The 25,861-nt window shown below is 69.7% G+C and carries 27 protein-coding genes; 9 read left to right on the top strand and 18 right to left on the bottom strand.

The features are described from left to right. Positions 1-89: 89 nt before the first annotated feature. On the bottom strand, positions 90-1,898 hold the full coding sequence (locus tag RUR_RS24860) for an APC family permease (protein ID WP_283137589.1): 1,809 nt from the start codon (positions 1,896-1,898) through the stop codon (positions 90-92). A gap of 316 nt (positions 1,899-2,214) precedes the next feature. On the opposite strand from RUR_RS24860, the gene RUR_RS24855 reads away from it, so the two are divergent. Both RUR_RS24855 and RUR_RS24850 read left to right on the top strand, forming a co-directional pair. Next, the gene (locus RUR_RS24855) at positions 2,215-2,574 is read left to right on the top strand and encodes a hypothetical protein (RefSeq protein ID WP_283137588.1); all 360 of its coding nucleotides are present in this window, start codon (positions 2,215-2,217) and stop codon (positions 2,572-2,574) included. 253 nt (positions 2,575-2,827) lie between these two features. Then, the gene (locus tag RUR_RS24850) at positions 2,828-3,265 is read left to right on the top strand and encodes a hypothetical protein (protein ID WP_283137587.1); all 438 of its coding nucleotides are present in this window, start codon (positions 2,828-2,830) and stop codon (positions 3,263-3,265) included. Between the two features lie 211 nt (positions 3,266-3,476). Here RUR_RS24850 and RUR_RS24845 read toward each other — a convergent pair whose 3' ends face one another. Then, the gene (locus tag RUR_RS24845; protein ID WP_283137586.1) at positions 3,477-4,046 is read right to left on the bottom strand and encodes a GNAT family N-acetyltransferase; all 570 of its coding nucleotides are present in this window, start codon (positions 4,044-4,046) and stop codon (positions 3,477-3,479) included. A gap of 385 nt (positions 4,047-4,431) precedes the next feature. Between RUR_RS24845 and RUR_RS24840 the strand changes: the two genes are divergently transcribed. Continuing rightward, positions 4,432-5,091, top strand: coding sequence for a PadR family transcriptional regulator (locus tag RUR_RS24840; protein ID WP_283137585.1), 660 nt, complete (start codon positions 4,432-4,434; stop codon positions 5,089-5,091). A 14-nt stretch (positions 5,092-5,105) separates the two neighbouring features. Continuing rightward, positions 5,106-7,076 carry an ABC1 kinase family protein gene (locus RUR_RS24835; protein ID WP_283137584.1) on the top strand — a complete coding sequence of 657 codons (1,971 nt, stop codon included), beginning with the start codon at positions 5,106-5,108 and terminating at the stop codon, positions 7,074-7,076. A 139-nt stretch (positions 7,077-7,215) separates the two neighbouring features. Here the strand turns inward: RUR_RS24835 and RUR_RS24830 are convergent, their stop codons facing one another. The 12 genes from RUR_RS24830 to RUR_RS24775 all read right to left on the bottom strand — a co-directional run bounded on the left by RUR_RS24830 (position 7,216) and on the right by RUR_RS24775 (position 18,153). Further along, entirely contained in the window at positions 7,216-7,890 is a 675-nt protein-coding gene (locus RUR_RS24830; protein ID WP_283137583.1) for a helix-turn-helix transcriptional regulator, read from the bottom strand. A 49-nt stretch (positions 7,891-7,939) separates the two neighbouring features. Beyond that, positions 7,940-8,791, bottom strand: coding sequence for a hypothetical protein (locus RUR_RS24825; protein WP_283137582.1), 852 nt, complete (start codon positions 8,789-8,791; stop codon positions 7,940-7,942). 153 nt (positions 8,792-8,944) lie between these two features. Further along, positions 8,945-9,874, bottom strand: a complete 930-nt coding sequence (locus RUR_RS24820) for a nucleoside-diphosphate kinase (RefSeq protein ID WP_283137581.1) — start codon at positions 9,872-9,874, stop codon at positions 8,945-8,947. A gap of 155 nt (positions 9,875-10,029) precedes the next feature. After that, positions 10,030-10,563, bottom strand: coding sequence for a DUF1707 SHOCT-like domain-containing protein (locus RUR_RS24815; RefSeq protein ID WP_283137580.1), 534 nt, complete (start codon positions 10,561-10,563; stop codon positions 10,030-10,032). A gap of 23 nt (positions 10,564-10,586) precedes the next feature. After that, positions 10,587-11,390, bottom strand: a complete 804-nt coding sequence (locus RUR_RS24810; RefSeq protein WP_283137579.1) for an ABC transporter permease — start codon at positions 11,388-11,390, stop codon at positions 10,587-10,589. Then, positions 11,387-12,352: an ATP-binding cassette domain-containing protein gene (locus RUR_RS24805; protein ID WP_283137578.1), complete on the bottom strand. Its 966-nt coding sequence runs from the start codon at positions 12,350-12,352 to the stop codon at positions 11,387-11,389. The genes RUR_RS24810 and RUR_RS24805 overlap by 4 nt, the downstream gene beginning before the upstream one ends. 110 nt (positions 12,353-12,462) lie before the next feature. Next, the gene (locus RUR_RS24800; RefSeq protein WP_283137577.1) at positions 12,463-13,002 is read right to left on the bottom strand and encodes an EXLDI protein; all 540 of its coding nucleotides are present in this window, start codon (positions 13,000-13,002) and stop codon (positions 12,463-12,465) included. Between the two features lie 223 nt (positions 13,003-13,225). Continuing rightward, complete coding sequence (locus tag RUR_RS24795; RefSeq protein ID WP_283137576.1) at positions 13,226-14,524, bottom strand: ATP-binding protein; 1,299 nt, start codon at positions 14,522-14,524, stop codon at positions 13,226-13,228. A 158-nt stretch (positions 14,525-14,682) separates the two neighbouring features. Then, the gene (locus RUR_RS24790) at positions 14,683-15,891 is read right to left on the bottom strand and encodes an ABC transporter permease (RefSeq protein WP_283137575.1); all 1,209 of its coding nucleotides are present in this window, start codon (positions 15,889-15,891) and stop codon (positions 14,683-14,685) included. Further along, positions 15,888-16,574, bottom strand: a complete 687-nt coding sequence (locus RUR_RS24785) for an ABC transporter ATP-binding protein (RefSeq protein ID WP_283137574.1) — start codon at positions 16,572-16,574, stop codon at positions 15,888-15,890. Before RUR_RS24785 ends, RUR_RS24790 begins: the two co-directional genes overlap by 4 nt. Further along, positions 16,571-17,662 carry an efflux RND transporter periplasmic adaptor subunit gene (locus RUR_RS24780; protein ID WP_283137573.1) on the bottom strand — a complete coding sequence of 364 codons (1,092 nt, stop codon included), beginning with the start codon at positions 17,660-17,662 and terminating at the stop codon, positions 16,571-16,573. Before RUR_RS24780 ends, RUR_RS24785 begins: the two co-directional genes overlap by 4 nt. Next, entirely contained in the window at positions 17,659-18,153 is a 495-nt protein-coding gene (locus RUR_RS24775; RefSeq protein ID WP_283137572.1) for a hypothetical protein, read from the bottom strand. The genes RUR_RS24780 and RUR_RS24775 overlap by 4 nt, the downstream gene beginning before the upstream one ends. Positions 18,154-18,294: 141 nt before the next feature. Here RUR_RS24775 and RUR_RS24770 point away from each other — a divergent pair, with 141 nt between their 5' ends. Both RUR_RS24770 and RUR_RS24765 read left to right on the top strand, forming a co-directional pair. Then, positions 18,295-19,566 (top strand): sensor histidine kinase, encoded by a 1,272-nt coding sequence (locus tag RUR_RS24770; RefSeq protein WP_283137571.1) that lies wholly within the window; start codon positions 18,295-18,297, stop codon positions 19,564-19,566. Further along, positions 19,563-20,255 carry a response regulator gene (locus RUR_RS24765; protein WP_283137570.1) on the top strand — a complete coding sequence of 231 codons (693 nt, stop codon included), beginning with the start codon at positions 19,563-19,565 and terminating at the stop codon, positions 20,253-20,255. Before RUR_RS24770 ends, RUR_RS24765 begins: the two co-directional genes overlap by 4 nt. Before the next feature lie 53 nt (positions 20,256-20,308). Here the strand turns inward: RUR_RS24765 and RUR_RS24760 are convergent, their stop codons facing one another. Beyond that, a complete protein-coding gene (locus RUR_RS24760; protein ID WP_283137569.1) occupies positions 20,309-20,968 on the bottom strand; it encodes a helix-turn-helix domain-containing protein in 660 nt (219 codons plus the stop codon). Between the two features lie 196 nt (positions 20,969-21,164). On the opposite strand from RUR_RS24760, the gene RUR_RS24755 reads away from it, so the two are divergent. Together RUR_RS24755 and RUR_RS24750 are read left to right on the top strand one after the other, a co-directional pair. Next, positions 21,165-22,451: a serine hydrolase domain-containing protein gene (locus RUR_RS24755; RefSeq protein WP_283137568.1), complete on the top strand. Its 1,287-nt coding sequence runs from the start codon at positions 21,165-21,167 to the stop codon at positions 22,449-22,451. Between the two features lie 130 nt (positions 22,452-22,581). Next, positions 22,582-22,728, top strand: a complete 147-nt coding sequence (locus RUR_RS24750) for a hypothetical protein (RefSeq protein WP_283137567.1) — start codon at positions 22,582-22,584, stop codon at positions 22,726-22,728. Here RUR_RS24750 and RUR_RS24745 read toward each other — a convergent pair. The 3 genes from RUR_RS24745 to RUR_RS24735 all read right to left on the bottom strand — a co-directional run bounded on the left by RUR_RS24745 (position 22,712) and on the right by RUR_RS24735 (position 24,277). After that, positions 22,712-23,110, bottom strand: a complete 399-nt coding sequence (locus RUR_RS24745) for a PPOX class F420-dependent oxidoreductase (RefSeq protein ID WP_283137566.1) — start codon at positions 23,108-23,110, stop codon at positions 22,712-22,714. The genes RUR_RS24750 and RUR_RS24745 overlap by 17 nt on opposite strands. Before the next feature lie 150 nt (positions 23,111-23,260). After that, positions 23,261-23,563 (bottom strand): MmcQ/YjbR family DNA-binding protein, encoded by a 303-nt coding sequence (locus RUR_RS24740; RefSeq protein WP_283137565.1) that lies wholly within the window; start codon positions 23,561-23,563, stop codon positions 23,261-23,263. Between the two features lie 132 nt (positions 23,564-23,695). Further along, entirely contained in the window at positions 23,696-24,277 is a 582-nt protein-coding gene (locus tag RUR_RS24735) for a COG4315 family predicted lipoprotein (RefSeq protein WP_283137564.1), read from the bottom strand. 321 nt (positions 24,278-24,598) lie between these two features. Between RUR_RS24735 and RUR_RS24730 the strand changes: the two genes are divergently transcribed. Continuing rightward, positions 24,599-25,834 carry a hypothetical protein gene (locus tag RUR_RS24730; RefSeq protein WP_283137563.1) on the top strand — a complete coding sequence of 412 codons (1,236 nt, stop codon included), beginning with the start codon at positions 24,599-24,601 and terminating at the stop codon, positions 25,832-25,834. Positions 25,835-25,861 lie beyond the last annotated feature (27 nt).

Here is a 25,861-nt window from a genome sequence, read left to right as displayed (position 1 = left end):
GCTGTCACCCGGCCTGCACAGCCGCCCCCTCCGGTCCCCTGACGTAGAACACAGCCGGAGACTGATCCGCCTGTGTTCCCGGCGGCCGGTCAGCCCTGCGCCCGGACCCGGAACCGCATGCGGCAGACGACGGTGTCGGTGCCGCGGCGTAGGGCCCGGGCGAGTACGGCGCCGCGCTGGTTCTGCAGCAGCCGCTGCCAGGCGTGCTCCGGCTCAACCTCGGGGATCAGCACGAAAACGTGGGTCTCGGGGACACGCTTGAGGTATTCGAGCAGCGGCGTGTCCAGGCGTCGATGCGCGTCGTAGAGCTGCACCAGCGTGACGTCGGGATGCCAGCGCTCCCACTCCCGCGTGAACGTCCGCGCCGCCTCCTCCTCTTCGGCGTGCGCGATGTTGACGGCCACCACCCGGTCGCCCAGCGACATGGCGGCGGCCAGTGCGTCCCGGGTGAGCCGGTTGACCGAGTTGACCGGGACGACCACCAGCGAGCGGCCCGGCCTCGGCGGGACCGGGGTCTCGCCGAGCTCCAGCCGGTCGCCGATGCGGGTGTAGGAGCGGTTGACCCATTCCATCACGGCGACGAGCAGCGGCAGGGCGACCACGATCAGCCAGCCGCCCTCGGTGAACTTGGAGACCGTGACCACCACGGCGGCGACGAGCGTCAGCAGCGCGCCGAACCCGTTGAGCGCGGCCCGTCCGCGCCAGCCGGCCGGCCGCTGGGTCCGCCAGTGCCGGACCATGCCCCACTGGGAGAGGGTGAAGCCGACGAACACCCCGATCGCGAAGAGCGGCACCAGCAGGTTCATGTCCCCGCCCGCGACGATCAGCAGGACCGCGCCGGTCACGGTGAGGAACGCGATCCCGTACCGGTGGACGTGCCGGTCGGCTCGGAGCGCGAACAGATGCGGCAGGTTGTTGTCCTTGGCCAGCAGCTGGGCAAGGACCGGAAGACCGCCGAAGGAGGTGTTGGCGGCGAGCGCGAGCAGGATCACGGTGGAGAACTGCACCAGGTAGAAGAGCGCTCCGTCGCCGAGCGCCGCCTGGGTGACCTGGGCGAGCACGGTCACCCCCTCGACCGGGGCGATCGAGAACTTCTCGATCAGCGCCGCGATGCCGATCAGCATGACCGCCAGCAGCCCGCCCAGGGCGAGTTCGGCGCGCTGCGCCCGTACGATCCTCGGCCGTTTGAACGAGGGCACCGCGTTGGCGATGGCCTCCACCCCGGTCAGCGAGGCGCACCCGTTGGCGAACGCCTTCAGCAGCAGGAGCACCCCGACGGTCTCCAGGCTCTGCGCCGCGTGCTCCGGGGAGACCGTCGCGGGCTCCCCGCGGACCAGCCCCGCGACGATCACCAGGACGATCGAGCCGACATAGATCGCGGTGGGGGCGATGAAGACGTGCGCGCTGTGCGCGATGCCCTTGAGGTTGACCGCGGTGATCAGCCCGAGCACCGCCAGGCAGATCCAGACCGTGTACGGCAGCAGCTCCGGAATCGCCGAGGTCAGCGCGGCCACCCCGGCGGCCACCGAGACCGCCACGTTGAGCACGTAGTCGATGATGAGCGAGGCTCCGGCGGTCAGCGCGGCCCGGCGGCCCAGGTAGGCCTTGGCCACCCCGTAGGCGCCTCCGCCTTCCGGAAAGGCCGCGATGACCTGCCGATAGGAGAAGACCAGGACGGCCAGGAGCGCCGCGATGGTCAGGGTGACCGGAAGGGTGAACCCGAGCCCCAGTCCGCCCGCCAGCGCCAGGACGAGCACGATGGCCTCGGGCCCGTACGCCACCGAGGCCATGGCGTCGAGGGAGAGCGCGGCCAGCCCTCCGACGACGGTGAGCCGATGCCGGTCACCGGTGCCCGAGGATTCGGCCGCGGGGGCGGCGGGGCTGAGCACTGTGGACATTAAGTCCTCCTGTGAGGAGATTTGTCCACATTGTCAGGACAGGGTGGGCGGCCAACCCTGCTTCCATACGCCATCTTGACGCCGAACCGCCGACTCCATACGCATCCTTAACCCCTGCATCCACAGGGAACGGGTCACGACCGATCGGCGCCATGGAACGTGCGAAAAATCCGGATATATACCGAAAATATACAGTCGCCGGAGACCCTCATGGTGTTCGTTTCGACGGGGCTGAACGGGACGAACGCCGAACAATATGTATGGGGGAAGCACCATGAGAATGAAGCGCATTTCTGCATCGCTAGCCGCTGTGACCATGGCGGCTGGAATGCTGGTGGCCGGTGGTGCGGGATCCGCCGCGGCCGAGTCCACGGCGACGACCGCCTCCTGTGAAGTGCACATCGGCAACACCTACAAGAGCGGCTACCTGATCAACGGCAGCGGCAGCATCGCTTCCTCCTGCCCGTCGGACACCAGGGGCTCGGTCTCAATCGAGCGGTGGACGGGCCTCCGCTGGCTGATCGTCGCAAGCTACTCCATAAGGCCCGGTGGCAATAACACCATCCAGTACGACTGCCGCGGTTCGGGCACGCAGTCCTGGCAAACCGTCGTCAGGGGTCTCCTGCCGGAGGGGTACCGCTCCAAGATCTCGAATCGGATCCGCGTCTCCTGCTAGCGCGTAGTCGGCCTGTCCTCGGACCGCGATCGCCGTGTGACCCCCTTGTCTGTCGGGGGCGCACGGCGATCGTGCATCGCACGACGATTCCCACATGACCCGCCGGGATACGGCGGTCACGGCCCCTCGATTGTCCAGACCGCCCAGACAGATCCGACGGCGAAGCCCGGCGAATGTAGGACTGCCCGAAAATCCTCATTGTGATTACGGGGGGGCTCATCCGATGTCAACCATGGATATGGGGGCAACAAGCATGAAGACAAAAGGCATCTCAGCGTCACTGGCCGCGGCCACCCTGACGGCAGGGCTGCTGGTGGCCGGCGGCGCGGGTTCCGCCCAGGCGACGTCCGCAGTCGGTGGTGCGGGTTCCGCCCAGGCGGCGTCCGCGGCCGCCTCCTGCGATGTCCACATCGGCCTCACCACCAGACGCCGCGCTGTGGTCATCGGCTACGGCAGCATTCACTCCTCCTGCCCGTCGGACAGCTACGGCTCGATCTCAGTTCAGCGCCGGAGCGGCATTCGCTGGATAGACGTCTCAACCCGTACCGTGTCCCGCGGTTCCGACCACTATGTTCAGTACGGCTGCTACGGGGAGGGTACGCATAGCTGGCGAACCGTCATCAGGGGCTTTGTGCCGGATTACCGCACCAAGATCTCAAATGAGCTGCGCTTCACCTGCCCGCCTGGCTGAAAACAAGCACAGTCGGATCCTGGTGTTCAACGCCGGCTGATTTCCGACCGGCTCCCCTGAACCGAGGTCGCCGTTCGGCCTTTATCCACCCCCCCGGAGTCAAGGCCGCACGGCGACCTCACCCGCCAGGCGACGAGCCGCCCCGGGCACCGGCGTCCGTCCAAGGCCGACCCGCCAGGGCGGACGCCTGTCCAGATCAACACCACACCGGTCACCTCGGCTCGGGATGTGCCTCCCACTCGGCCCTGGTCAGCGCGTACTCGACGTCGCCGTGCTCGGAGCCCTCGATCGTCTCCGGCCAGTCCTGGTGGAACGCCCGTACGAACACCAGGCCGGACTTCTCCATCACCCGGCGGGAGGCGAGGTTGACCGCCATCGTGTGGGCGATCACCCGCTCCACCCCGAGCTCGGTGAAGCCCTTTCGGATCAATGCCCGGGCTCCCTCGGTGGCATGCCCCCGGCCCCACACCTCGCGGCGCAGCCGGTAACCCAGTTCGACCTCTCCCGGCGGCGGCTCACCCCCCGGCGGCCGGAACTCGAACCAGCCCAGGAACCGCCCCGACCCCCGTTCCACCGCCGCCCAGAACCCGAACCCGTCCCGCTCCTCGTACTGACCGAGCCACCGGGCGATCCTGCTCCGCGCGTCCTCGCGTGACGTGGACTTCCCCCCGTTGATGAACCGGGTGACCTCCGGATCCCCGTCCAACGCCACCAGATCGTCCTCGTCCGCCTCGGTGAACCGCCGCAACAGCAACCGCTCCGTCTCCAGATGCACCCACATGCGCCGCTCCTCCGCCTTCACTTCACGTGAGCGTAGAACCCCAACCGCGCCCGGGTCTCCTCCCGGATCGGGTGCCCGCGGGCCGCTCCTCGGGGTCCGGCAGGGCGGCGAACATCGTCGCGCCCAGTCCTGCCGCCGGCAGAACTCCCCAGAGTCATCTCCCGGCTTTCACGAACCTACGACACCTTCCGACTGATAAGTCGGGCAGACATAGCAGTACGGAGAGTGTTTGGCGGTCAAACCAGTCAGCTCACCTAAATCCCAACGTCAGCGACATTTCCCCAGTTCAGCTACATAGACGTCAATCTAAGAATATGTCTGCCAGATGTATTAAGGTGGGGTCATGGTGACGGGCCCCGATGACGCTTCGAACAGACCGCCCCAGGTGGAACTGACCCCTACGGCTTGGGCGATTCTCGGTTTCCTCTCCCTCAAGGCGCAGAGCGGATACGAGATCCTCCGTGCGGCGAAGCGGTCGATGGAGGCGTTCTGGGGCATCAGCAACGGCCAGCTCTACCCCCAGCTGCGCTTTCTCGCCGAGCAAGGCCTGATCAGGCCCGTCGGCGAGGCCGAGGGTCCCCGCTCCCGGCAGCGCTGGGAGATCACCGAAGAAGGCGGTGCCGCGCTGCGGTGGTGGCTGGAATCGATCTCCTCCCCGGTCCAGATCAGAGACGAGAACCTCGTGAAACTCTTCTTCGCCGGCCAGAGCGGCCCGGACCTCGTCGGACGACTGCTTGAGGAACGAAAGAAGATCTTCACGCAGTTCGAGAGCGTGATCGACGCGGTGCTGCCGGGTGACCGGCTGCCGGAGGCGGAGCAGGCCGCCGCGCTGGGCGCCCCCGAGCTGCTGTTCCGGTACGGCAAGCACTTCACCAAGTCCACGATGCGCTGGATCGACCAAGAGGAGCGGCGGGTTCTGGACGCCCTGCGGAAAACCGCTCCGCAGGGCGGCGACTCCGACGTCGAACCGGACGCGGCCCAAGAGGCCTCGGCCGCACCGGGTCCACCACCGGACGATCGGCCGGACCAGACCGGCGGACGCTGAGGAGCGGAGCCGACGTGGGGGAACTGACAGCCGTCCTCGGCACGCTCGCCTTGGCCACACTGGTCGCGCTGATGACCCGGCGCATTCTGGGGATCCCGGTGGGGTGGCCCCGAACCATCCTGACCGGGCTGATAATGATCACGGCGCTGGGGTCCATCTGGGTGTACCTCGCGAACCTCGCAGGCCTGGTCCGAGGCACCCGGCTCATCGTGCCGCTCGGCACCGGGCTGGCCTTCCTGGTCCTCGCCGCCGCCTGGGTCTTCGTGCTCGGCGTCGCAGCCCTGGTCGCGCTGGAGGTCATCGCGCCGACCGGCACCCTGCCACCCGTGAAGACCCTGTTCACCGGCTGGAAGGCCCGGCGGCGACGCGCCAGGCGCTACACCCAGGTCACGGCGATCGCCGTCAAGCACGGACTCGGCGGATACCTGCGCGGACGCCGGTGGCCGACCCGCTACGAGAGCACCTCCAAGCTCGCGCGCTCACTCCGGGACGCGTTGAACGCGGGCGGAGTCACCTTCGTCAAACTCGGCCAGATGCTCTCCACCCGCCCCGACCTGGTCCCGCAGGAGTTCATCGCCCAGCTTTCCAGCTTGCAGACCCGCGCGGAGCCCGAGCCGTGGTCGCAGATCGAACCGGCCATCGCCGCCGCGCTCGGCCGGCCCGTCGGCCAGGTCTTCCGCACCGTCGACCCCAAGCCGCTCGCCTCGGCGTCGGTCGCCCAGGTACACCGCGCCTATCTGCTCGACGGCCGGGACGTCGTGGTCAAGGTCCAGCGACCCGGAGCCCGCAAGCAGGTCACCGCGGATCTGGAGATCATTCTCCGGTTGGCGCACCGGCTGGAGCGGGTGACCCCGTGGGGCAGGTCCCTGCGCGTCTCCCGGCTCGCCGAGGGGTTCGCGGCCTCCCTGCACGAGGAACTCGACTACTCGGTCGAACTGGACAACATGCGGAGCGTCGCCGCGGCCCAGCGCGGGGGAATCCAGGTCCCCAAGGCCTACGAGGAGTACTCCGGCAGCACGCTCCTGGTCATGGAACGGATCGACGGCGTCCCGGTGGGCGACGCGGCCGACGTCCTGAACGGCTTCAGCGCGGAGGAGCGGCTGCGGATCGCGCGGACCCTGCTCAACGAGGTACTCGACCAGATCGTCCTCAGTGGCGTCTTCCACGCCGACCTTCACCCCGGCAACGTCTTCATCACCCCCGGCGGGGGCCTGGCCTTGCTGGACTTCGGTTCGGTGGGCCGCCTCGACGAGGCCACCCGCACCGCGCTCGGCATGCTGCTGCTCGCCGTCGACAAAGACGACGCGATCGCGGCGACCGACGCCCTCATCGAGATGCTGGACCGGCCCGAGGGCCTGGCCGAACGCGACTTGGAGCGCGCCCTCGGCCTGCTCATGCTCCGCTATCGATCCGGCTTCGCCCGTACCGGCAGCGGAAGCATGTTCGCCGCCCTGTTCGCGCTGATCAACGAGCACCGGTTCGCGATCCCCCCGCAGATCGCCGCCGCATTCCGGGCGCTGGCCGCCCTCGACGGCACCCTCGCCCTGATCAGCCCCGGTCTGGACGTCGTCTCCCTCGCCCGCGAGCACGGCCGCGCGCTGATGGCGGAGGCCACCGCCCCCGAAGCGGTCCGCGCCGACCTGGAGAGCAGGCTCGTCGCCTTCCTTCCCCTCCTTCAGCGCCTCCCCCGCCGAATCGGGAAGATCACCGAGGATCTGGAGCAGGGCCGCCTCTCGGTCAACATCCGCCCCCTGGCCGACCCCCGGGACCGCCGATTCCTCAGCGGCCTCGTCCAGCAGGTGATCGTCGCCATCATGGCCGCCACCGCCGTGATCGCCGCCATCCTCCTGATGACCACCGAAGCCGGTCCGTGGATCGCCCCCCACGTCCGCCTCTACACCTTCATCGGCTGGACCCTCCTCCTGGTCGGCTTCACCCTCGCCCTCCGCTCCCTCGCCCTGGCCTTCCGCCGACCTCCCGAATGACCGCCCTTCGTCCCGCACGACCACCGCGCGTTCCCCGGCGACTGAACACCCCGTCCAGCGATCCCTCATTTGACCTCGGTGACCCTACGTAGCGCCGATCGCCAGGTACGGACGCGTCCGTACGGCTCACGGTGGGTCGCTAGACGAGGTGGCGCAGCTGCACGCCGCTCAGTCGCTTGACGTCGTGGGACAGGTGCGCCTGATCGAAGTAGCCCGCCGCGGTCGCCACCTCGGCCGGCGGCATGCCGGTACGGGCCAGCCGCAGGGCTCGCTGGAAACGGACGACGCGCTGCAGGGTCTTGGGCGCGTAACCGAACGCGGCCACGCTACGCCGGTGGAGCTGGCGCTCGCTCAATCCGAGCTCCCACGCCACCTCGGCCACGCTTCGACCGCCCCGGAGCGCCGCCGCGACGGCGGGGGCCGACCTGTCGGGCGGCGAGGTCCGGCGCAGGCGGGCCGTGACGACGGACCGCAGAGCACCCAGCCTGCCGCCGGACGGCTCGTCGGGCACCGACAACGCGTCGAGGTCGGTGACGGGGACGCGCAGGTCCCGCAGTTCGGACAGCGGGACGCCGAAAAGCCCGCCGACGGATCCCGGCTTGAAGCGGATGCCGACGAAGGTGTCCCCCGTGGCCGTCGGAGTGTAGGCCGGGCCGGTGTCGGGGCCGGCGACGAACGGTCCGTTCGGACCCCAGATGAGATCGACGCACGCGTCGGGCACCACGAGCTGGGTGCCGGCGGCCTCGGCGACCAGACGCCAGAAACACGTGACCCGGCCGGTCAGCTCCGGTGTGGGGGCCCATTCCGCGTACATGCCTCCACGGTATGCGCCCGCACCGACACAATCTCACCGACGGTGACCGTCAGGCCGGCCTGCCGTAGGCGCGCAGGGTCTTAAGCCTGGCCACGGTGACGTAGCCACCCCACTCGTGCGCCACCAGCGGCGTCCACATCGGCCAGTTCCCGGCCCAGCCGCCCTCCGCCGACTGCTCGGCCACCAGCGCGTCGAGGTGCCGCTCCAGCATCCGGGACTCGAACAGCGGCAGCCGGAGCGGCTCCGGGGCGAAGTCCAGCGGGGAGTGGGCCTCCCCGCCCGCGTCCGGGTCGAACTCGACCGTCGCCAGGATCGCCTCCCGCAGCCGCGCGAACTCCGCCTCCGCCCGCGCCCGATCGGGCACCAGGTCGAGAAAGGTGATCACCGCCCGCGCCTCGTAGGGGGTGGTCTCCCCGATGGCGGCGACGCGGGACCAGCAGAACTCGGTCGCCGGGCCCAGCCACGGATGCGCGATCCCGTGCTTGTGCAGAAGCCCGGCGATCGAGGCGGTCGGGACGAGGTTGCCCGGCGGGTCGTCGTCGGTCTCCCACCAAGGCGCCCGAGGGGTGTCGCGCACACTGGGCAGTACGAACGGAACACCCCCGTCGGCGGCGGTGACGCCGAGCAGATAGTCGCAGGCGGCCTTCACCCGGGGACCGGTGAAGGCGTCGAGCTCGTCCAGGATCCAGAACGCCACTTCAACCGGCTCCGGCTGGCTGCCCGGACCACGGAGGTCGGGTTCCAGGGCGTTGCCGTACCCGCCGTCGGCGTTCTGGTAGCCGCTCAGCACGTCCAGCACCCGCTCCTTGGACCCACCCGCGAACAAGGCCTCGAACCTCAGCCGATCGATCAGGCGTCCATGCAGGTGAAGGTACCTTTCGGCACGGGAAATCATGTCCATGCGAACGAAGCTACCCACCCTGTGACCAGACAGTCTTGTAAGAATCGGACCCCGGTAGGGGTCGGACCCGGCCGCGTCCGGACGACTTCGAGCAGGTTGGAGGCCGAGACGAGCCGACCGAAGTCCGACCACCGAGCGGTCCCCGGCCATGGGTCATAGATACGTACTCATCTCCAGGACCGCGCTTTCCACCTCAGAGACGTAGACAGATCCGGCGTTCAGGGCCTCTTTCGTGGCAGCCCAATCGCCTTTCGAACTCGTGAAGGCGGAGAGCTCGACAAGCGCCTCACCCAATACGGGCTCCCCCACTTGTCGGGCAACACGGTGGAGGAGGTCGTGAAGCGGTCCGGCGTGAGCACGCGCGACATCGAACCGCCCGGAGCCGACGGCGGCCCGAGCCATCTCATCGCGCTCTCGACGAAGTGCCGACCTGGCTTCCGCCAGGAGGGAAAGAGCACTGTCGCTCGAAAACCCGCTGATGGCCAGGTGTTGTGCGATACGCAGCCGGATGCCGTTGACGATGAGCGGCACAGACAGCGCCGTGCCGCCGCTGCGTACGGGCAGTGCGTCATCAAGTGTGTCGACCGTCAAGTACTGAACCCGACCGCTGGGAGCGATGACGAGTTGCCGGAGATTGACGGCGCGGCTCTCCCCCAGGAGTTTGGTGAGCTCATCGATCGCCGAGATTTCGTCGTCCGGGCAGTGGACCAAATTCATGAGCACGTTCTCGCCGGCGTACCGAATCGAATCAGCCTGCGCGGCGTTCGGATCCGTCGCTCCCTTGACCTTCAACAGCGCAGTACAGGCGTCAGGTTTGTCGTATTGCAGCAGCAGAACGTATGCGGGGCCCAGCCCGTACCACAGGTCGAACGCGCGTCGCGGAGGCCGGGCCCGCTGGTTCCTTCGCGGGGGAGTGTCGTAGATGCTCAGCATGGTTGCGGAGTCAACGCGGAGCAGTGCTCCGGCGACGGGAACGAAGTCGGCTGAACGTAGTCTTTCCATGATCCATGAAAGGGAGTCCGTAACCAGTGCGTCCGGCGTCATAAGTACATATGTCCAGCTTTTCCCTGATTCCTGCATCATGTGCCGACGGTAACAACCGCCGAGACGGGGCGAGGGCGACTTTCCCTCCGGCGAACTCGTCACGGCGCGCGAGCCCGTTTCCCCGTGCCGGCGGCCAGTGCCCTTCGACCGGGCAGGGCGCCCCCGGGCTCCGCTCGCGGTCGACGAGTGGCGGTCTATCGGCGGGTGCCGAACCACCGGTGCGCGTTGCGGACGATCAAACGGCCGTACGTCAGCTCTCCGGTGACGTTGACGTGCAGCCTGCCGGGACGCGCGTAGTCCGCCACCTTGCAGGTCACCCGGCCCCATTGGGTGTGCACCCCGTCGGTGTTCGCGCTCGCGCCGGACGGCAGGACGATCACGGCGGAGCCGTAGGGGAGCCGGAGCTCGATGTCGATCTCCGGATGCCGGATGAGGGCTCGGGACAGGTCGAGCCGCACTTTGCCGTACTCGGAGTCGATGCGCAGCGCCCGGGGGACCCGCCAGTCGCCCGCTCGTTTCAAGCTCCCGGAACCGTGGGTCAGGTGGACCACGTCGTCCCCGAGATCGGAGACCAACGCGTGTAGATCGCTGCGGGACTTCGCGAGGAGCGCCCGTTCGAGCCGCTCGTCCATCTCACCGGCGCCGAGGCTTCCCTCGGCGAACGCCTGCTGGAGCCGCTGGACGGCCTTCTCGCGGTCGTCGTCGGTGGCACGTGCCTGCGGCTCCATATGCGACGTCCCCTCGCGTGGGATCACTGGCTGACAGCTCGCTTGTACAGCCGGGTGGATAGGGGTACAAACACGATCAAGAGTAGCGCCGACCAGAGCAGTGAGGCCGTCACCGCGTTCTGCAGCGGCCAGGCGTCCGGCACCGGCATCGCGGAGCCGGTGTTGCCGAAGAGTTCACGGGCGGCCTGGATGATCGTGGATACGGGGTTCCATTCGGCGACCGCCCGCAGCGGCCCGGGCAGGCGGGCGCTGTCCACGAACGCGTTGGACAGGAAGACCAGCGGCATCGAGACGATGGTGGCCAGGTTGTTGAAGACCTCGGGCTTGCGCAGGGCCAGGGCGACCGCCGCGGTCACCCAGGAGAAGGCGTACGCGAACAGCAGCAGCAGAACGAAGCCCAGTACGGCCTCGTGCGGCGACGTGTGGATCCGCCAGCCGACGGCCAGCCCGACCAGCGCCATCACGACGATGCTGGTCAAGTTGGTGATCAGGTCGCTGAGGGTCTGGCCGGTGAGTACCGCCGAGGGCGCCATGGGCAGGGTGCGGAACCGGTCGAAGATGCCTTTCTGCAGGTCGAGGGTGAGCGTGTACCCGGTGATCTGGGCGCTCATGACGATGGTCTGGACGAAGATCCCGGGAATCATGTACTCCCGGTACGACAGGCCGGGCAGGTCGATCATGCTGCCGAACACGTAGGCGAACAGCAGCACGAACACGATCGGCAGGATCACCACCCCGCCGAGCAGGTCGGGCGCTCGCTTGATCTTGATGGCGTTGCGCTTGGCGATCGTCATACCGTCGGCCAGCGCGAACCGGAGGGTGCTCATCGGACGGACTCCTTGGTGTGCTCGACGGTGTGGTGCCCGGTGAGGGTGAGGAAGACCTCGTCCAGCGTCGGCCGGCGCAGCCCGGCGTCGCGGACGACGACCCCTTCGGCGGCCAGCCGGCCGAGGGCGGCGGTGAGCGCGGCGGCGCCGTTCACGACCGGGATCGTGACCTGCGACGCCACGGCGTCGGTCTGTACGTCTCCGATGGCCAGCGGGGCCAGCGTCCGCCGTACGGTCTCCAGGTCCACGGCGCTTTCCACGGTCACCTGGATCCGGTCGCCGCCGATCCGGTCCTTGAGCTGGTCCGCGGTACCGAGGGCGATCACACGGCCGTGGTCGACCACCGCGATCGTTTCGGCCAGCCTGTCGGCTTCCTCCAGATACTGGGTGGTGAGCAGTACGGTCGTGCCTCCGGCGACGAGCTCGGCGACGACGTCCCACAGGGTCGTCCTGGCCCGCGGGTCGAGGCCGGTCGTGGGCTCGTCCAGGAACAGCACCGGAGGGTCGGCGACCAGCGCCCCGGCCAGGTCGAGGCGGCGTCGCATCCCGCCGGAGTACCCCTGCACCGGGCGATCGGCGGCGTCGGTCAGGTCGAAACGCTCCAGGAGCTCACGGGCACGCCGCCGACTCCGCTTGGCGCCCAGATGGTAGAGGCGGCCGACCATCTCCAGGTTCTCCGCGCCGGTGAGATGGTCGTCGACGGCGGCGTACTGGCCGGACACACCGATGTGCGCGCGAAGCCGGTCCGCGTCGGCGACGACGTCGAACCCGGCGACGGCGGCCCGGCCGGCGTCCGGCCTCAGCAGCGTGGTGAGGATCCGCACGGTCGTCGTCTTACCTGCGCCGTTCGGGCCGAGGAGCCCGAACACCGTGCCTTCGGGGACGGACAGGTCCATTCCATCCAAGGCGACCGTGTCGCCGTACTTCTTGACCAGTCCTTCGGCGGTGATTGCGGGGGGCATTCGATGTTCTCCAGGTACTCGGGGTGAGAAAGAAGGCATGACGAAATAGCGGACGGTCGCCTGTCGTGAACCGTCCGGCTCAGAGGGTGTTCACTTCAGATGGGGAGGAGTCAGATGTCGAGGTCCTCCACGGCGGGGTGCCGCCCCAGATTGGCGATGAGGTCGTAGAACTCTTCGGGAATCCTGCCGCGCAGCTCCTCGAGTCCGTCGAAGACCTCAAGCGTCGACTCGCCCTGGACGAAGCCCCAGTTCGAGTCCGTCAACCCCAGGTAGGTCCGCCACGCGCCCCGGGAGGTGATCTTCTCCAGCCAGTTCTCGCCCTCGAGGCCGTCCGTCCACTCGGGTGATCGGTCCACGTGCAGGACGTACTTGCCCTGCCGCGAGCGGTACACCTTGAGCATCTCCATCCGCTCACCCTGGGTGCGTCCCCACTCGCCGAGCAGCACGCCGGAGAAACGCTGCTTGCGGCCGGTGCCCACACCCACCTTGACGATGATCTCGTCGTAGCCTTCGAGGCGGCCTTCCTCCATCTCGACATAACGTCGCAGCGCCGCGCTGATCGCCGTCGACAGCTTGCCTCCGGCGATCTCCTGCGCCCGCTGGAACAGCGGCAGATCCTCATCCGAAACGTAGATCGTTTTATTGGGCATCATCACATCCTCGTCCCTATACGTATAAGGATACATGGACACTATACGCATAAGGATACGTATAGATAGAGCGATGACAAGACCTTGCCCGGAACCAATCCGGCCTGTCGGCGACATCGACCCCTGAACCGCACATCGCCGCAGGCGGGCGGGCGCGGCGGACCCCACAGGTCCAGCGGCCACGCCCGTACCGAAGCGGACGCCTACGCCCGCCTCAAGGCGGTCAACCTGCGGATCCGCTCCTGACCTGGGGGCGGTCGGCGGGCAGGCCGTGGTTCCACAGCGCCGACACCGGCAACGCGAGGATGCGGTCGCCGAAGGAGTGGCTCCGCGGCCCGAGGTGGAGCACCAGGCCGAGCGCGAACCGGTCGCCGATCCGCTTCCTGAGCCAGGCCAGGTGTTTGGCGCTGTCGTAGGAGGGGGAGGTGCTCGCCTTCACCTCGATGGCGACCACGTATCCGTCGGGCAGCTCCAGCAGGAAGTCGACCTCGCGCTGGTCCCGGTCGCGGTAGTGCCACAGCAGCGGGGGGACGTCGTGGAACGAGAGCAGCTTGGTGAGCTCGGTGAAGACCAGGGTCTCCACCAGCGGTCCGAGCGCCCGGTTGCCGGGGACCGCCAGCGAACCCGCCGTCTGCCCGAGCAGATGCGCGGCCAGCCCGGTGTCGGTGAGGAAGACCTTGGGCGCCTTGGTGACCCGGGAGCCCGCGCCGGCCGACCAGGCCTGCACCTCCCCGGTGAGGAAGACCACCTCAAGGTAGCCGAGGTAGTTCCGGGTCGTCTCCCAGCCGAGTTCCATCGCCCGGGCCAGGCCGCTCCGGGAGAGGGTGGTGCCGAGGCGGGCCGCGAGCAGGGCGAGCAGCCGGAGCACGGCCTCGCTGTGCCGGACCGTGGCGAACTCCCGGATGTCCCGCGTGGCGATCGTGGTGAGGTAGTCGCGGAACCACCGGCCCCGGTGGCCGGGGGTGGCTTCGTACAGCGGCTCGGGGTAGCCGCCCTCCACGATGATCCGCAGATAGTCTTCCCTGGTCCACGGCGAGTCGGCGGCGAGCAGGTCCTGCGGCCCCGCGGCCACCCGGAGCGGGAAGTCCGGTTCCGTCCCGGCCCGTTCGACGACGGCGAGCGGCCACAGGTCGAGAAACGCGGCCCGCCCGGCCAGCGACTCCGAGAGCGTCGGCACGGTGAGGAACCTCGCGGACCCGGACAGGATGAACCGGCCCCGGTCCCGGTCGGTGTCGGTGGCCCGTTTCACCGCGCGGAGCAGCCGGTCCCCGCCGCGCTGGATCTCGTCGACGATGAGCGGTCCCGGCCGCTGCCGGACGAAGGCGGCCGGATCCTCCACGGCGGCGGTCAGGGTGTCCTCGTCGTCGAGGGTCCGGAAGGTCCCTCCGGCCCGGCGGTTGAACCCCTCCAGCAGCGTGGTCTTCCCCGACTGGCGCGGCCCGTTCAGCACCACCACGCGGAACGCGGCGACCAGCTCTCGCAGCGCGCTCTCCGCTATCCGCGGAACCAACGGATAAGCCACGACCAACTCACCTATCTGCGACCTAAAGTCACCAAGCGTGAATCCACCGTGAGTCTAAGGGTACGGGCTACGCCGGCTCACACGCCGTACCCGGCGCAGCCCGTACCCCACTCTTCGGCACCCTGTCCGCACCGGCGATCCGTCGGGACCGGCCGTGCTCAGGAGGTGCGCAGAGCCTCGGTGGGCGGCACCGACGCGGCGCGCATCGCCGGATAGATCCCGGACAGCGTGCCGATCGCCACGGCCGTGACCAGGCCGCCGCCCAGGGCCTCCGGCGGGATGAGGACCTGCCAGCCCCGCCCGGCCGCCACGACGCAGGTGATGACGGCCCCCGCAAGCACGCCCACCACCCCACCGGCGAAGCCGAGCAGAAGCGACTCCAGGATGAACTGCGCGGCCACATGGCGCCGCGCCGCGCCGAGCGCCCGGCGAAGCCCGATCTCGGCTCGCCGCTCCAGCACCGACACGATCATCACGTTGGCGATGCCGACCCCGCCGACCAGCAGGGCGACCGCGCCGAGGCCCACGAAGAGCGCGGTGGCGGAGTCGGCCACCTCCAGCCGGGCGGTCAGCGCGTCGGAGGGCCGGCTGACCGCGACCTCGTGCGGGCTCCTCGGATTGGCGGCCCGCGCCAGCAGCTCCGAGACCGCCTGGGTGCGCTCGGTCCGGCTGCGCACGTAGATGCGGCTGGGCCGGCCGTTGTGCCCGAAGTCCCGCGCGGCGGACGGGAAGCCGATGAGCGCCGACCGGTCGATCTCGGCGGCCAGCTCAAGCGGGCGGAGAATGCCGATCACGGTGTACCACCGGCCGCCGATCCAGACCCGGGGGGTGCCGGAGAGGTCGGCGATGCCGAGGGTCTTGGCGGCCGCGTGCCCGAGGACGGTGACCGGATAGCCGCCGATCATCTCGTCGAGGTGTTTCCCGACCAGCGTGGCCCCGCGCAACGTCGGCACCAGGGACGAGTCGGCCGCACGCACCGACAGCCCGCCGGTGATCTGCGGCGGGATCAGGTCCGATCGGTAGACGCCGATCCCGTCGAGCTCCGCCGTGGGCGCCACGGCCTCGACGCCCTCGGTGTGCCGGATGGTGAGCGCGGCCGTGGCGGGCAGCGGCACCTCCCGGCCGGACAGGTTGCTGCCGTTGAAGACCGTCATCAGGTTCGTGCCGAGCCGGTCCAGGCGGGCGAGCAGGTCGGCCTGGCTGGACCGGGTGATGCCGAGGACGGCCACGATGGCGGAGATGCCGATGGCGATGCCGAGGATCGACAGCAGGAGCCGGGCCCTTCTGGTGCGCAGACCGCCGGTGGCCACGGGCAGCAGGTCGGCGGCGCGCAGGCGCGGCGGCCTGAGCTCCGTGCTCAGGGTCATGGGGTCCCCCCGGAATCACGGACGATCCGCCCGTCCCGCATCTCGATGAGGCGACGTCCGGCCGCGGCGACCTTCGCGTCGTGGGTGATGACGACGATGGTCGTCCCGTCGCGGTTCAGCTCGCCGAGGAGTTCGAGCACACCCGCCCCGGAAACCGAGTCCAGGTTGCCGGTCGGCTCGTCGGCGAACACCAGTTCAGGCCGACCCACGACCGCCCGGGCGATCGCCACCCGCTGCTGCTCTCCCCCCGAGAGCCGATCGGCCCGATGGCCCGCCCGGTGGGACAGGCCGACCCGCTCCAACGCCTCCGACGCGGCGGCACGGCGGAGGCCGGCCGGTACACCGCGATACAGGAGCCCCATCGCGACGTTGTCGGTCACGCTGAGATGGGTGAGCAGGTGGAACCGCTGGAACACCACCCCCAGACGGTGTGCGCGCAGTCCGGACAGCATGCGGTCGGAGAGATTCTCGATCGGATGTCCCGCGATGCGGATCGTGCCGGAGGTGGGCCGATCCAGCCCGGCCGCCAGGTTCAGCAGCGTCGTCTTCCCCGAGCCGGAGGCTCCGACCACGGTGGTCAGCTCCCCGCGCTCGACGGTGAAGGAGACGCCCCGCACCGACTCCACCGGAGGGGTCCCGGGATAGACCTTCCACGCCTCCCGAACGTCCAGTACGGCCGTCATCGGATCGGCACCTCGACCTCGTCCCGTTCCGTCAGCTCCCCGCTCACCTCGACGGTGCCCGCGGCGCCGTCGAAGAGGCCGGGGCTCACCTCCACGACGCGGCCGGAGACGAGCCGGACCTGGTATCCGCTGGACGGCCGGGCGAGCAGCGCCGTCACCGGGACGGTCAGCACGTTCTCCCGGGTGCGCACCGCGATGTTCACCTGGGCCGGGGCCTGGTCGAGGTCGGGGCCCGGCGGCAGCTCGACGGTGATCGTGACCGGTACGGTGGCCACCTGGCCTCCCGCCGAGGTCTGCGGCGGGGTCGCCACCCGGCCTATCCGGGTCACCGTGCCCTTGAGCTCGCGAACGCCCGGCAAGCCGATGTCGACCTTGTCCTTGGGCTTGACCAGGTGCCGCCGGTCGGTGGTAAGCCGGACCCGGACCACCTGCCGGGTGGAGGTGGTGACCAGGATGCCGGCGTTCATCCCGACGGTGGTGCCGAGCCCGGCCCGTACCTGCCCGACGCGGAGCGGGCCGGGCAGGAACACGGCGGTGCCCAGCGGGAGCCGGCCGGTACGGCGCCAGGAGCTCACCCCCCAGTCAGCCTCCCAGCGGCGGATCGCGGCGGAGGTGGCCCAGGTGAACCGGTCGTCGACGTCGATCCGCCGGTCCGGGTCGAGGCCGAGGGCGACCAGGTTCCGCTCCAGCTGCCGGATGTCGGGGCCCTTCGTCATGCCGAGACGGAACTCCCGGTGCGCGGGAAGCTTCCCGTACAGGAGGAACACGCGGCGGTCGCCCACCGTGTACAGCCGCTCACCCCGCCGGATGACGGAGCCGGGCGAGGCCGCCGCGGTGAGGATCCCGGGATCGCCCTGGTGAACCACCGGATACTCGCCTTCGTAGTCGAGGGTCCCGGTGAGCTGGAGGTGCTCGGTGACGGTCCCGCGGGCCACCGGCGCCGTGGTGGTCGTCACCTGCGACGGCGTGGCCGCGGGCCCGGGTTGGCCCGCCCTGGTCCACCAGACGACCGTCGCGCCGACCACCAGGGCCACGACGACCACGGCGACCACCGTCCGGCCCCGCGATCGGGGAGCGGGCCGGCTCATGACACCCGCCATCCCTTGTTCCAGTGCTTCCGGCACGGCTCCAGCGCCCGCTGAAGCCGCTCGGTCTTGCCGTCGAGCGGCGTGTTGAGGATCGGGAAGCTGCCGTCGGATTTGGGGTCGGGCCACTCGGGGACCCCGTTCTCGCGGATGCACCGGGCGAAGGCGCGGAGTTTGGCGACGTCGGCGTCGGAGAACCGGTCGCCGGCCCCCGACTGGTCCAGTTTCCTGGCGACCGAATCACAGCTCTTCAGGGCCCGGTCGAACGTGGTGTCCTGACCCGCCGGCCGGCTCGGCATGACCAGCTTGCCGTCCTTCACCAGCGGGTCGGGAAAATCGGGAATGCCGTTCTGGCGGAGGCACTGGGCGAGCTCCTTGCCGAGGTTGAGGAGTTCCGTCTCGCCGTCGGCGCCCCCCGGGTCGGCCTGGCCCGATCCGCATGCGGCGGAGCAGGCGAGGAGCGCGACGGCGCCCAGCCGAAGAAGTGTGGTCATGCCCCTCAAGGTCGCAGCGGCGAGCGGGCTCCGTCGTCTGCCCGGACGCCGGATCCCCCCCTCCCCGAGGATGAGATCCCCGCCCGGGAAGTACGAGTCCGCTCTGATGTGCGGCGCGGCGCCGAAACCTACGATGGGCTGGTGCGCTTCCTCGGTGAGCTGCGCCGATTCCTCGTCGGCCAACGGGTTCCCCTGTCGGACACCGCCGTCGCCGTGGCCCTCGTGACGACGTCCAGGCCGGACTCGGGCGGCGAGGAGTCGCTGTGGTGGTTCTGCAGCGCGGTCATGACGGCCGCGCTGTTCGCCCGGCACCGATGGCCCTTCCCGGCGTTTCTGGCGGCCCTGGCCGGCGGAGGCGCGCACCACCTCGACCTCTTCGTCTCCCTGCAGCCCGTCGACCTCATCGTGCCGATCACCCTGTCCGCCCTGACCTGCCGTGATCTCCCGCGGTGGGTCGGCCGGGCCGCACTCGGCCTGGCCGCGGCCGGGGTGTACGCGATCAGCCTGGTCAACCTGCTCCGCCCCCGGGGCAGGGGGAGCAAGGTCTCCCTCCCCGAGAGCTTCGGGAGCAAGGCCGAGCTGGGCGGCGAGTGGGTCAGGGTGCCGGTGACGTCCCTGACCGACCTGCTCGGCGAAGCGGTGAGCCTGTCGATCGGCGCCATGTTCGCCCTGGTGCTGGCCTTCGCCTGGGGCGAGGGCGTGCGCGGCAGGAACGAGCGCCTGCTGGCCGCCCACCGGCATGCGGCGGATCTGGAGCGCGAGCATCGCCAGCGGACGGCGCTCGCCGTCCTGGCGGAGCGGACCCGGCTGGCCCGCGAGATGCACGATGTGATCGCGCACGGGCTGTCGGTCGTCGTCGCGCAGGCGCAGGCGGCGGTGGCGACCCGGCGGCGCAGCCCGGAGCTGAGCGAACGGGCCATGCGGGAGGTCGTCTCCGTGGCCAGGGGTTCACTGTCGGAGCTGCGGCAGCTTCTCGGGGCCCTGCGGAACGGCTCGGACGAGGACGGGGACCGGCGCCCGCCGGCCGGGGTCGGCGGGCTCCCGGCGCTCGCCGACCGGGTGAGCGCGGCCGGGATCTCCGTCGATTTCCGGGTGGAAGGCGACCCTGCGGCCCTCCCCACCGGCGTCGACCTGGCGGTCTACCGCATCGTGCAGGAGGCGCTCACCAACGTCGTCAAGCACGCGGGCCCCGGCGCACGGGCCGACGTCCGCCTGGCCTTCGCATCCGATCATGTGGCGGTCGAGGTCGGCGACGACGGGGTCGGGATCTTGAGGCCCGAGGAGGGCAACGGCCTGCGCGGCATCGCCGAACGGGTCCGGATGCTCGACGGCGAGCTGCGGATCGGGCGTGATCCACGCGGTGGCCTGTCGGTGTACGCGCGGCTTCCGGTCGGCGGGGAGGTCTCCCCGTGACCGGCGGCACCCCGGCGGAGAACCGCCCGACTCGGGTGGTGCTCGTGGACGACCAGCCGCTCCTCTGCGCCGCCTTCCGCATGATCTTCGACGAAACCGACGACATCCGGGTCGTGGGCGAGGCCGCAGACGGCGCCCACGGCGTGGCGGTCGTCCGCGAGACCAGTCCCGACGTGGTGCTCATGGACATCCGCATGCCGGGGATGGACGGGGTGGAGGCCACCCGGCGCATCCGGCGTGACGTCGGTACGGCCAAGGTCCTGATCCTCACCACCTTCGACCTGGACGAGTACGTCTACGACGCGCTCCGGGCGGGGGCGAGCGGGTTCCTGCTCAAAGACGCCCTCGCCGGCGATCTCGTGTCGGCCGTACGGGCGGTCGCCTCGGGTGAGGCGGTCACCGGGCCGAGCGTCACCCGGCGGCTGATCGACTGTTTCGTCGCCCGGGAGCCGGTACGGCCGCCGGAGCGGGCCGGCCGGCTGCGGGCGTTGACCAAGCGCGAGCTGGAGGTCCTCGTGCTGATCACCCGTGGCCGGTCCAACGCGGAGATCGCCCGCGAGCTGTGCCTGTCCGGCGGGACGGTACGCACGCACATCGGACGGATCTTCGCCAAACTCGGGCTCCGGGACCGGGTACAGGCGGTGATCCTGGGATACGAGTGCGGCCTCAACACCGACCCCGGTCCTTAGGTGAGGGCGGGAACCAGTCCGACCGTGGTGGCGGTACGCACCGCCGGGACCCGTCACGCCAGGAGGGTGCGCCAGCGGTCGGCCGACTCCATGACGTCCAGGCTGACGCGTTCCAGGAACGCCGCCGTCTTGGCCAGCCGTTGCCCCACGGGGCTGTCGAGCCCATACGTCTCGGCCGCCGCCGTCGTGGCCCGCGCCGTCTCGAGTGTCCGCCGCTCGCTGACCATGATCGCGTGGTACCAGGCGTCGTCGTCGACCACGTAGGTGTCCCGACGCCGCCGCGGATCGCGCTCACGCCGGACGAATCCGTGCTGGACCAGGAAGTTCACGGCCACGGAGACGGAGGCCGGGCTGACCTCCAGCCTGCGGGTCAGCTCGGCCGCGGTGCGTCTGCCGTCCTCGGACAGCATCAGGTCGTGGTGCACGCGCGCGGTCATTCTCGGCATCCCCGCCCTGACCGCCATCTCGATGATCTCCTGTTCCAGTGTGGCGACCGGCGGTGCCGCCGCATGCGTGGGGGCCGGTGTGCCGCGCCGTGCCCGCCGGATCGTCGCCTGGTGCGCCTGCTGGGGCCGGTAGCCGGCGGGGCCGCCGTTGCGTGCGATCTCCCGGGTGATCGTCGAGGTCGGCCGGTCGAGCCGCCTGGCGATCTCACCGTAGGAGAGCTTGTCGGCGAGTCCGGACGCGATGCGCTCGCGGTCCTGCTGGGTCAATCGTCCTCCTGGCATGCCGCCAGTATTGTCTTCGCCGCCAGTCATTGCAACACCGCATTGCATTCGAGCCCAGCGTCATTGCTCCAATTAATGACATCTACCTGGGAAGATACATTGAGTTGATTGACAGTATTTCGAATGCAACATAGCTTTCGAGCTGCACAAAACACGTACTATCGCGAAGTGAGAATCAACCATGAGTACATCCCCCCACAGCGCCGAGAACTCCGGGGGCCGGGCGCCGAGGGCGTCCCATCCGGTGGCGGTCACAGCTCTGGCGGCCGGGCTGCTGGCCGGGACGATCGCACCCGGGGTGGCCGCCGCGGACAGCCGCGTGGCCGTGTCGAAGGATGCCGCCGGACAAGACCGCCCGGAACTGCAGAAGGCCGTCCAGGCGATCGTCGACGCCGGTTTCCTCGGCGTGCAGGCGCGCGTGAACGATGAGCGGGGCGAGTGGGCCGGCAGCGCCGGGCGGCGCAGGCTCGGCGCGAACGCGAAGCCGCCGGCGGACGGGCGGTTCCGGATCGGCAGCAGCACCAAGCCCTTCATCGCGACCCTGGTACTGCAACTGGTGGCCGACGGCGAGATCGGACTGGACGCCCCGGTGGCCGACCACCTGCCCGAGTTCAAGCTGGACCGGCGGATCACGGTGCGGATGCTGCTGCAGAACACCAGCGGGTTGTACAACTACACCGGCGAGTTTCGCCCCGACGGGTCGATCGAGTCGCTGATCCCCTCGACGGGCAAGGAGTGGGCGGACGCCCGGTTCAAGACCTACCGGCCGGAGGAGCTGGTGCGGGCGGCGTTGTCCAAGCCGGCGCGGTTCGAGCCGGGGACGAACTGGAGCTACTCCAACACCAACTACACGCTGGCCCTGCTGCTGATCGAGAAGGTCACCGGCAACCCGATCGCCGAGGAGATGAAGCGGCGGATCCTGGGTCCGCTCAAGCTGCGGGGCACCGTGGTGCCGGGCACCTCGCCGGAGCTCCCCCGGCCGCACCTCCGCGGCTACTTCCGCTACCAAGACGCCACCGACAGGTGGAAGGTGATCGACGTCACCCGCCAGAACCCCTCCATGACGGCCGGCGCCGGTGACATGATCTCGACCACCCGGGATCTCCACACGTTCTTCTCCGCGCTGAACGGCGGCAGGCTCCTGTCGGCCAAGCTGCTCGCCGAGATGCGCAAGCCGCACCCGAAGAGCGTCGGCCCCTTCGGCGGCTACGGCCTCGGGACGTACGTGCAGGATCTGGGCCCTAACTGCGGCACCGTCCTCCATCACAACGGCAGCACCGCGGGGGGCTACGTGTCGGTGATGTACGGCACGCCCGACGGCAAGAAGACGCTGACCGCCTCGATCACCTACGGCGACGCCGCACCCGATGTGGCCCAGGCGTTCCCGAAGGCGCGGGACAACCTCCTCAAAGCGGTGTTCTGCGGCGAGCGGGCCGGGGCCGCCGACGAGGCCAAGCCGGCTCAGTAGACGGGCCGCGCACCTTGGACCCGTACACAGTGAAGGCGGGATCCGTCGCGGTCGTAGGTCAGGACGAGCACAAAGCGGACTGCTCGCAGCGCTCCCCTCAGACGATGCCGCGGACGAACGGTTTGCCGAGGTGCGCCGGGCCCGCTGCACCTTGGCGAAGAAGGTCGTCGTCGCGATGAGGGCGAGCAGGTACGGCGAGGCGATGGGAAACCGCGGCACCGGGATGTCCCCGGCCGTGGCGCGACCGGGGATCCGCGAGGTCACCCGCCGGAGCTGAAGATGACCTCCTCGGGCCGGATCCGCACGGTGATGCGCTGCTCTCCTTCCTTGCGGAAGGGGTAGGAGTCCGCGTCGAGGTACTTCTTGGCCAGACGGTCGATCACCGGATCGGCGTTCTCCAGCTCCAGTTTCCCCTCACCCGAGACGCTCGCGAAGCGATAGTCGTTGCCCGGGTCGAGCACGCTCACCGAGACGCGGGGGTTGGCCCTGAGGTGCCGCTCCTTCGCCCGCCCGACCGCGGTGTTGAAGATGACGTCGTCGCCGTCGACGTCGACCCAGACCACCGTGCTGTGCAGCGAACCGTCGGGACGGACCGTCGTGACCCACGCGTGGGCACGCTCCTGGAACAACGCCTTGACGTCGTCGGAAAACTCGCTCATGTCACGCCTCCATGATCCCGTTGAACACTCAAGCGCCCGAACATCGGTGCGCCCCCGTCTATTCCGGCCTCCGGCGCACCGGCGACCGCGCCTATCCACCGTCTACCCGGCTGGGCGCCGCCACGCTCACGAGCCGGAGGTTTCTCGTGATCAGCCGTCGAAGGAGGCGAGGAGGCGTTTGGGGGCGGCCATTCGCCAGGCCTCGACGACAAGCTCGCGGAGTTCGTCGTCGGGCAGGTCGGCCGTGCGGACCAGCATCAGCTGATACCGCTCATAGTGGCCGGTGACCAGGAAGGTCTCCGGGCGCTCTCCGACCAGCGCGGCACGCTCCTCCAGCTCCACCTTGAACACCACCAGCTCGGGGTCCTCGTGCCAGCGGAGGAAGAACTTCCCGCGAACCTTGAAGGACGGCGTCCCCCATGAGGTGCTCTCGGTCACCTCCGGCAGACTCATCGCAATATCGCACACACGTTTGAAGTCTTGCACGGTCAGATCGTAGCGCGTGAGCGATCCCCCGACCTGTGTCCGGGGCGGGAGCGACCGCCGATGGCGGCGGCCGCGACCGGCCACCGCCATCCGGCGTGCCTACTCCTCGACCTTGTCCCCGTGCGAGTTGACGACGAACCACTTGGCGCCGAACGCCTCCAGGCCCTGGCCCAGGACGTCGCCGGACTGCTTGTCCGCGATGTAGTAGTAGAGCGGGTGATCGTTGTAGGTGACCTGTTTCTTCCCGTCCGGGCGGGTGATCGTGCCGAGCAGCTTCTGATCCACGCCCTGGCCCGCCGTCGGCTCACCCTCGGTCAGGAAAGGCGGCCAGGCGAGTGCGCACTCGTTGAGACAAGCGGAGGTGCCGTCCATGTCCTTCTCGAAGAGGTAGAGCGTCCTGTTGTCGACTCCGACCAGGATCGAGCCGAACTGCGACTCCGCGATGTTCAGCGTCGCCGGTCCCGTCGGCACGGGTATGCCCGGCGCTCCCGGTGACTCGCTCATGGTCGGCGCCTCGGTCGCCGTTCCGGCGGGGGGCGCCTGATACGGCTCTTCGGCCGCCGGTGCGGGTCGCACCTGGTTGGACATCTTCGCCACGGTGAACGGGTGGTCGACGTCGCATGCGCTCGCCAGGAGAACGGCGACGGTCAAACCGGCGCCCGCTGCCCAGGATCTGTTCATGCCCCCTCCTTCGGCAAGGAGTCTCATACGCCCAAGAACGGACGGATCACCTTCACGGGGGGCGTCTCTATGATTCCCCTTCGAATCGGACTTACCACCCGAAATCACACACAGGACTCCATTTCACCCGACAAGGGCACGAAGCATCTGGGACGCCATCACACCTCCGGCGGGTGATCGACGATCACTCACCGCCGACGGCAAAGCCGTACGAACCAGTGAATAGCATGAAACTTCTGAGTCTCTTGGGACGAGATTGACAGAATGTCATGAGATCCCGAGATTTCCGGATTCGTCTGATTGGTTCCTGGAAGGATGGCGATGGGGCAAGCACCACCTCCGGGCCCGGCTGAGGGTAACCCCGGTCCGCCACCGCCGGGCTACCCGCCTGAGTACCCGACCAACCCTGCCCCGTCCCCCACCGGCGGCGTCCCGCCGATTCCCGGCACCACCGATCCGGTACCGCCACCCTGGCACCAGGCCCCACCCGGAGGCCGGCCCGCCGAACCCGGGTACGGCACGGCCGGACGGCCCCCGTACGGGCCGAGCCCCACCCTGCCCGTCACCCCGCCCCCGGCGCCGGGCGGAGCCGCGCACGCCGTACCGCCGCAGCAGTGGAACGGGCCGCCCGCCCCGTGGGGCCCGCCACCGGGCCCCGGGCCACACGCCCCGGCGCACCCTCCGCGGGCCGGACGCTCGGCGGCACTCCCGATCGTGCTGACGACGGCGATCGTCGTGATCCTCGTGTCCGGACTGGGATTCTGGGCGGTGGGACGCTACCTCAGCCCCCAGTCGGCGGGCTCGGCCGTCCCGGTCGGCCAGGCGACCGAGGTCCCGGCCACCGGTGACACCATGCAGCCCGAACCGGGTGGAAACCCCGCCTCCGAAGCCCTGCCCCCGCCCCGGGCGACCGGAATCGGTCCGTCGGCGCCGGCGGAGAAGCCCCCGGCCGTCCCCGCCCCGGACACGCCGCCCGACCCGGCGCCGGGACCCACCGGGACACCCGCCAAGCCGGCGCCCGCCAACCCTCCGTCGCCGTCCGCGACGCCGCCGCGGCCACCGGCCCCCGAACCGCCGAAAGTCGAGCCGACCGTCGACCCGGTGCCGCTCCCCCGTCCGACACCCCCGAAACCGACCCCGCCGAAACCGACACCCCGGCCCACCCCGCCCGCACCGACGCCCAAGCCGACCCCGCCGAAACCGGCGCCCGCCCCGGCGGTCAACCCCTATACACCGCAGCAGGTCTGCAACAAGGCCGGGCGCGGATCGGGCTACTACCTCCAGCGGTCGCAGCCGTTCCCCGGCGGGCGGACGTACCAGCTTTACAGCACGCGCACCGGGCTCACCTGTGCGGTGACCATGAAGACCGCCCACATCGGCAAGGCCACCCCGGTGTGGGTCACCCTCCAGGTCCAGAAGGGCGCGACCGCGACCCAGCGGGGCGCGTTCAAGTTCTACGCGGGCCCGGTCCTGCTCCCGAGCAAGGGCAAGTGCGTGCGGTTCTCCGGCGGCAACCGGGTCCACAGCGCCGGCGTCGGCTGGGCCAACTGCCGGTGACGGCACCCGGTACGGGCCGCGCGGGAT

This window comes from Rhizohabitans arisaemae (assembly GCF_025996515.1).
Lineage (GTDB): Bacteria > Actinomycetota > Actinomycetes > Streptosporangiales > Streptosporangiaceae > Rhizohabitans > Rhizohabitans arisaemae.
The sequence above is the reverse complement of the archived record's forward strand: the minus strand, read 5'-3'. Positions and strand labels throughout refer to the sequence as shown.

Excerpts from the sequence above, each read along its gene's own strand:
- RUR_RS24850 (WP_283137587.1), top strand. The coding sequence starts at position 2,828 with ATGAAGACAAAAGGCATCTCAGCGTCACTGGCCGCGGCCACCCTGACG.
- RUR_RS24845 (WP_283137586.1), bottom strand. The coding sequence starts at position 4,046 with ATGTGGGTGCATCTGGAGACGGAGCGGTTGCTGTTGCGGCGGTTCACC.
- RUR_RS24780 (WP_283137573.1), bottom strand. The coding sequence starts at position 17,662 with ATGAGCCGGCCCGCTCCCCGATCGCGGGGCCGGACGGTGGTCGCCGTG.
- RUR_RS24805 (WP_283137578.1), bottom strand. The coding sequence starts at position 12,352 with ATGCCCCCCGCAATCACCGCCGAAGGACTGGTCAAGAAGTACGGCGAC.
- RUR_RS24745 (WP_283137566.1), bottom strand. The coding sequence starts at position 23,110 with ATGAGCGAGTTTTCCGACGACGTCAAGGCGTTGTTCCAGGAGCGTGCC.
- RUR_RS24860 (WP_283137589.1), bottom strand. The coding sequence starts at position 1,898 with ATGTCCACAGTGCTCAGCCCCGCCGCCCCCGCGGCCGAATCCTCGGGC.
- RUR_RS24740 (WP_283137565.1), bottom strand. The coding sequence starts at position 23,563 with ATGAGTCTGCCGGAGGTGACCGAGAGCACCTCATGGGGGACGCCGTCC.
- RUR_RS24730 (WP_283137563.1), top strand. The coding sequence starts at position 24,599 with ATGGGGCAAGCACCACCTCCGGGCCCGGCTGAGGGTAACCCCGGTCCG.
- RUR_RS24790 (WP_283137575.1), bottom strand. The coding sequence starts at position 15,891 with ATGACCCTGAGCACGGAGCTCAGGCCGCCGCGCCTGCGCGCCGCCGAC.
- RUR_RS24810 (WP_283137579.1), bottom strand. The coding sequence starts at position 11,390 with ATGAGCACCCTCCGGTTCGCGCTGGCCGACGGTATGACGATCGCCAAG.
- RUR_RS24820 (WP_283137581.1), bottom strand. The coding sequence starts at position 9,874 with ATGATGCAGGAATCAGGGAAAAGCTGGACATATGTACTTATGACGCCG.
- RUR_RS24855 (WP_283137588.1), top strand. The coding sequence starts at position 2,215 with ATGGCGGCTGGAATGCTGGTGGCCGGTGGTGCGGGATCCGCCGCGGCC.
- RUR_RS24815 (WP_283137580.1), bottom strand. The coding sequence starts at position 10,563 with ATGGAGCCGCAGGCACGTGCCACCGACGACGACCGCGAGAAGGCCGTC.
- RUR_RS24775 (WP_283137572.1), bottom strand. The coding sequence starts at position 18,153 with ATGACCACACTTCTTCGGCTGGGCGCCGTCGCGCTCCTCGCCTGCTCC.
- RUR_RS24785 (WP_283137574.1), bottom strand. The coding sequence starts at position 16,574 with ATGACGGCCGTACTGGACGTTCGGGAGGCGTGGAAGGTCTATCCCGGG.
- RUR_RS24755 (WP_283137568.1), top strand. The coding sequence starts at position 21,165 with ATGAGTACATCCCCCCACAGCGCCGAGAACTCCGGGGGCCGGGCGCCG.
- RUR_RS24830 (WP_283137583.1), bottom strand. The coding sequence starts at position 7,890 with ATGTACGCGGAATGGGCCCCCACACCGGAGCTGACCGGCCGGGTCACG.
- RUR_RS24800 (WP_283137577.1), bottom strand. The coding sequence starts at position 13,002 with ATGCCCAATAAAACGATCTACGTTTCGGATGAGGATCTGCCGCTGTTC.
- RUR_RS24825 (WP_283137582.1), bottom strand. The coding sequence starts at position 8,791 with ATGGACATGATTTCCCGTGCCGAAAGGTACCTTCACCTGCATGGACGC.
- RUR_RS24735 (WP_283137564.1), bottom strand. The coding sequence starts at position 24,277 with ATGAACAGATCCTGGGCAGCGGGCGCCGGTTTGACCGTCGCCGTTCTC.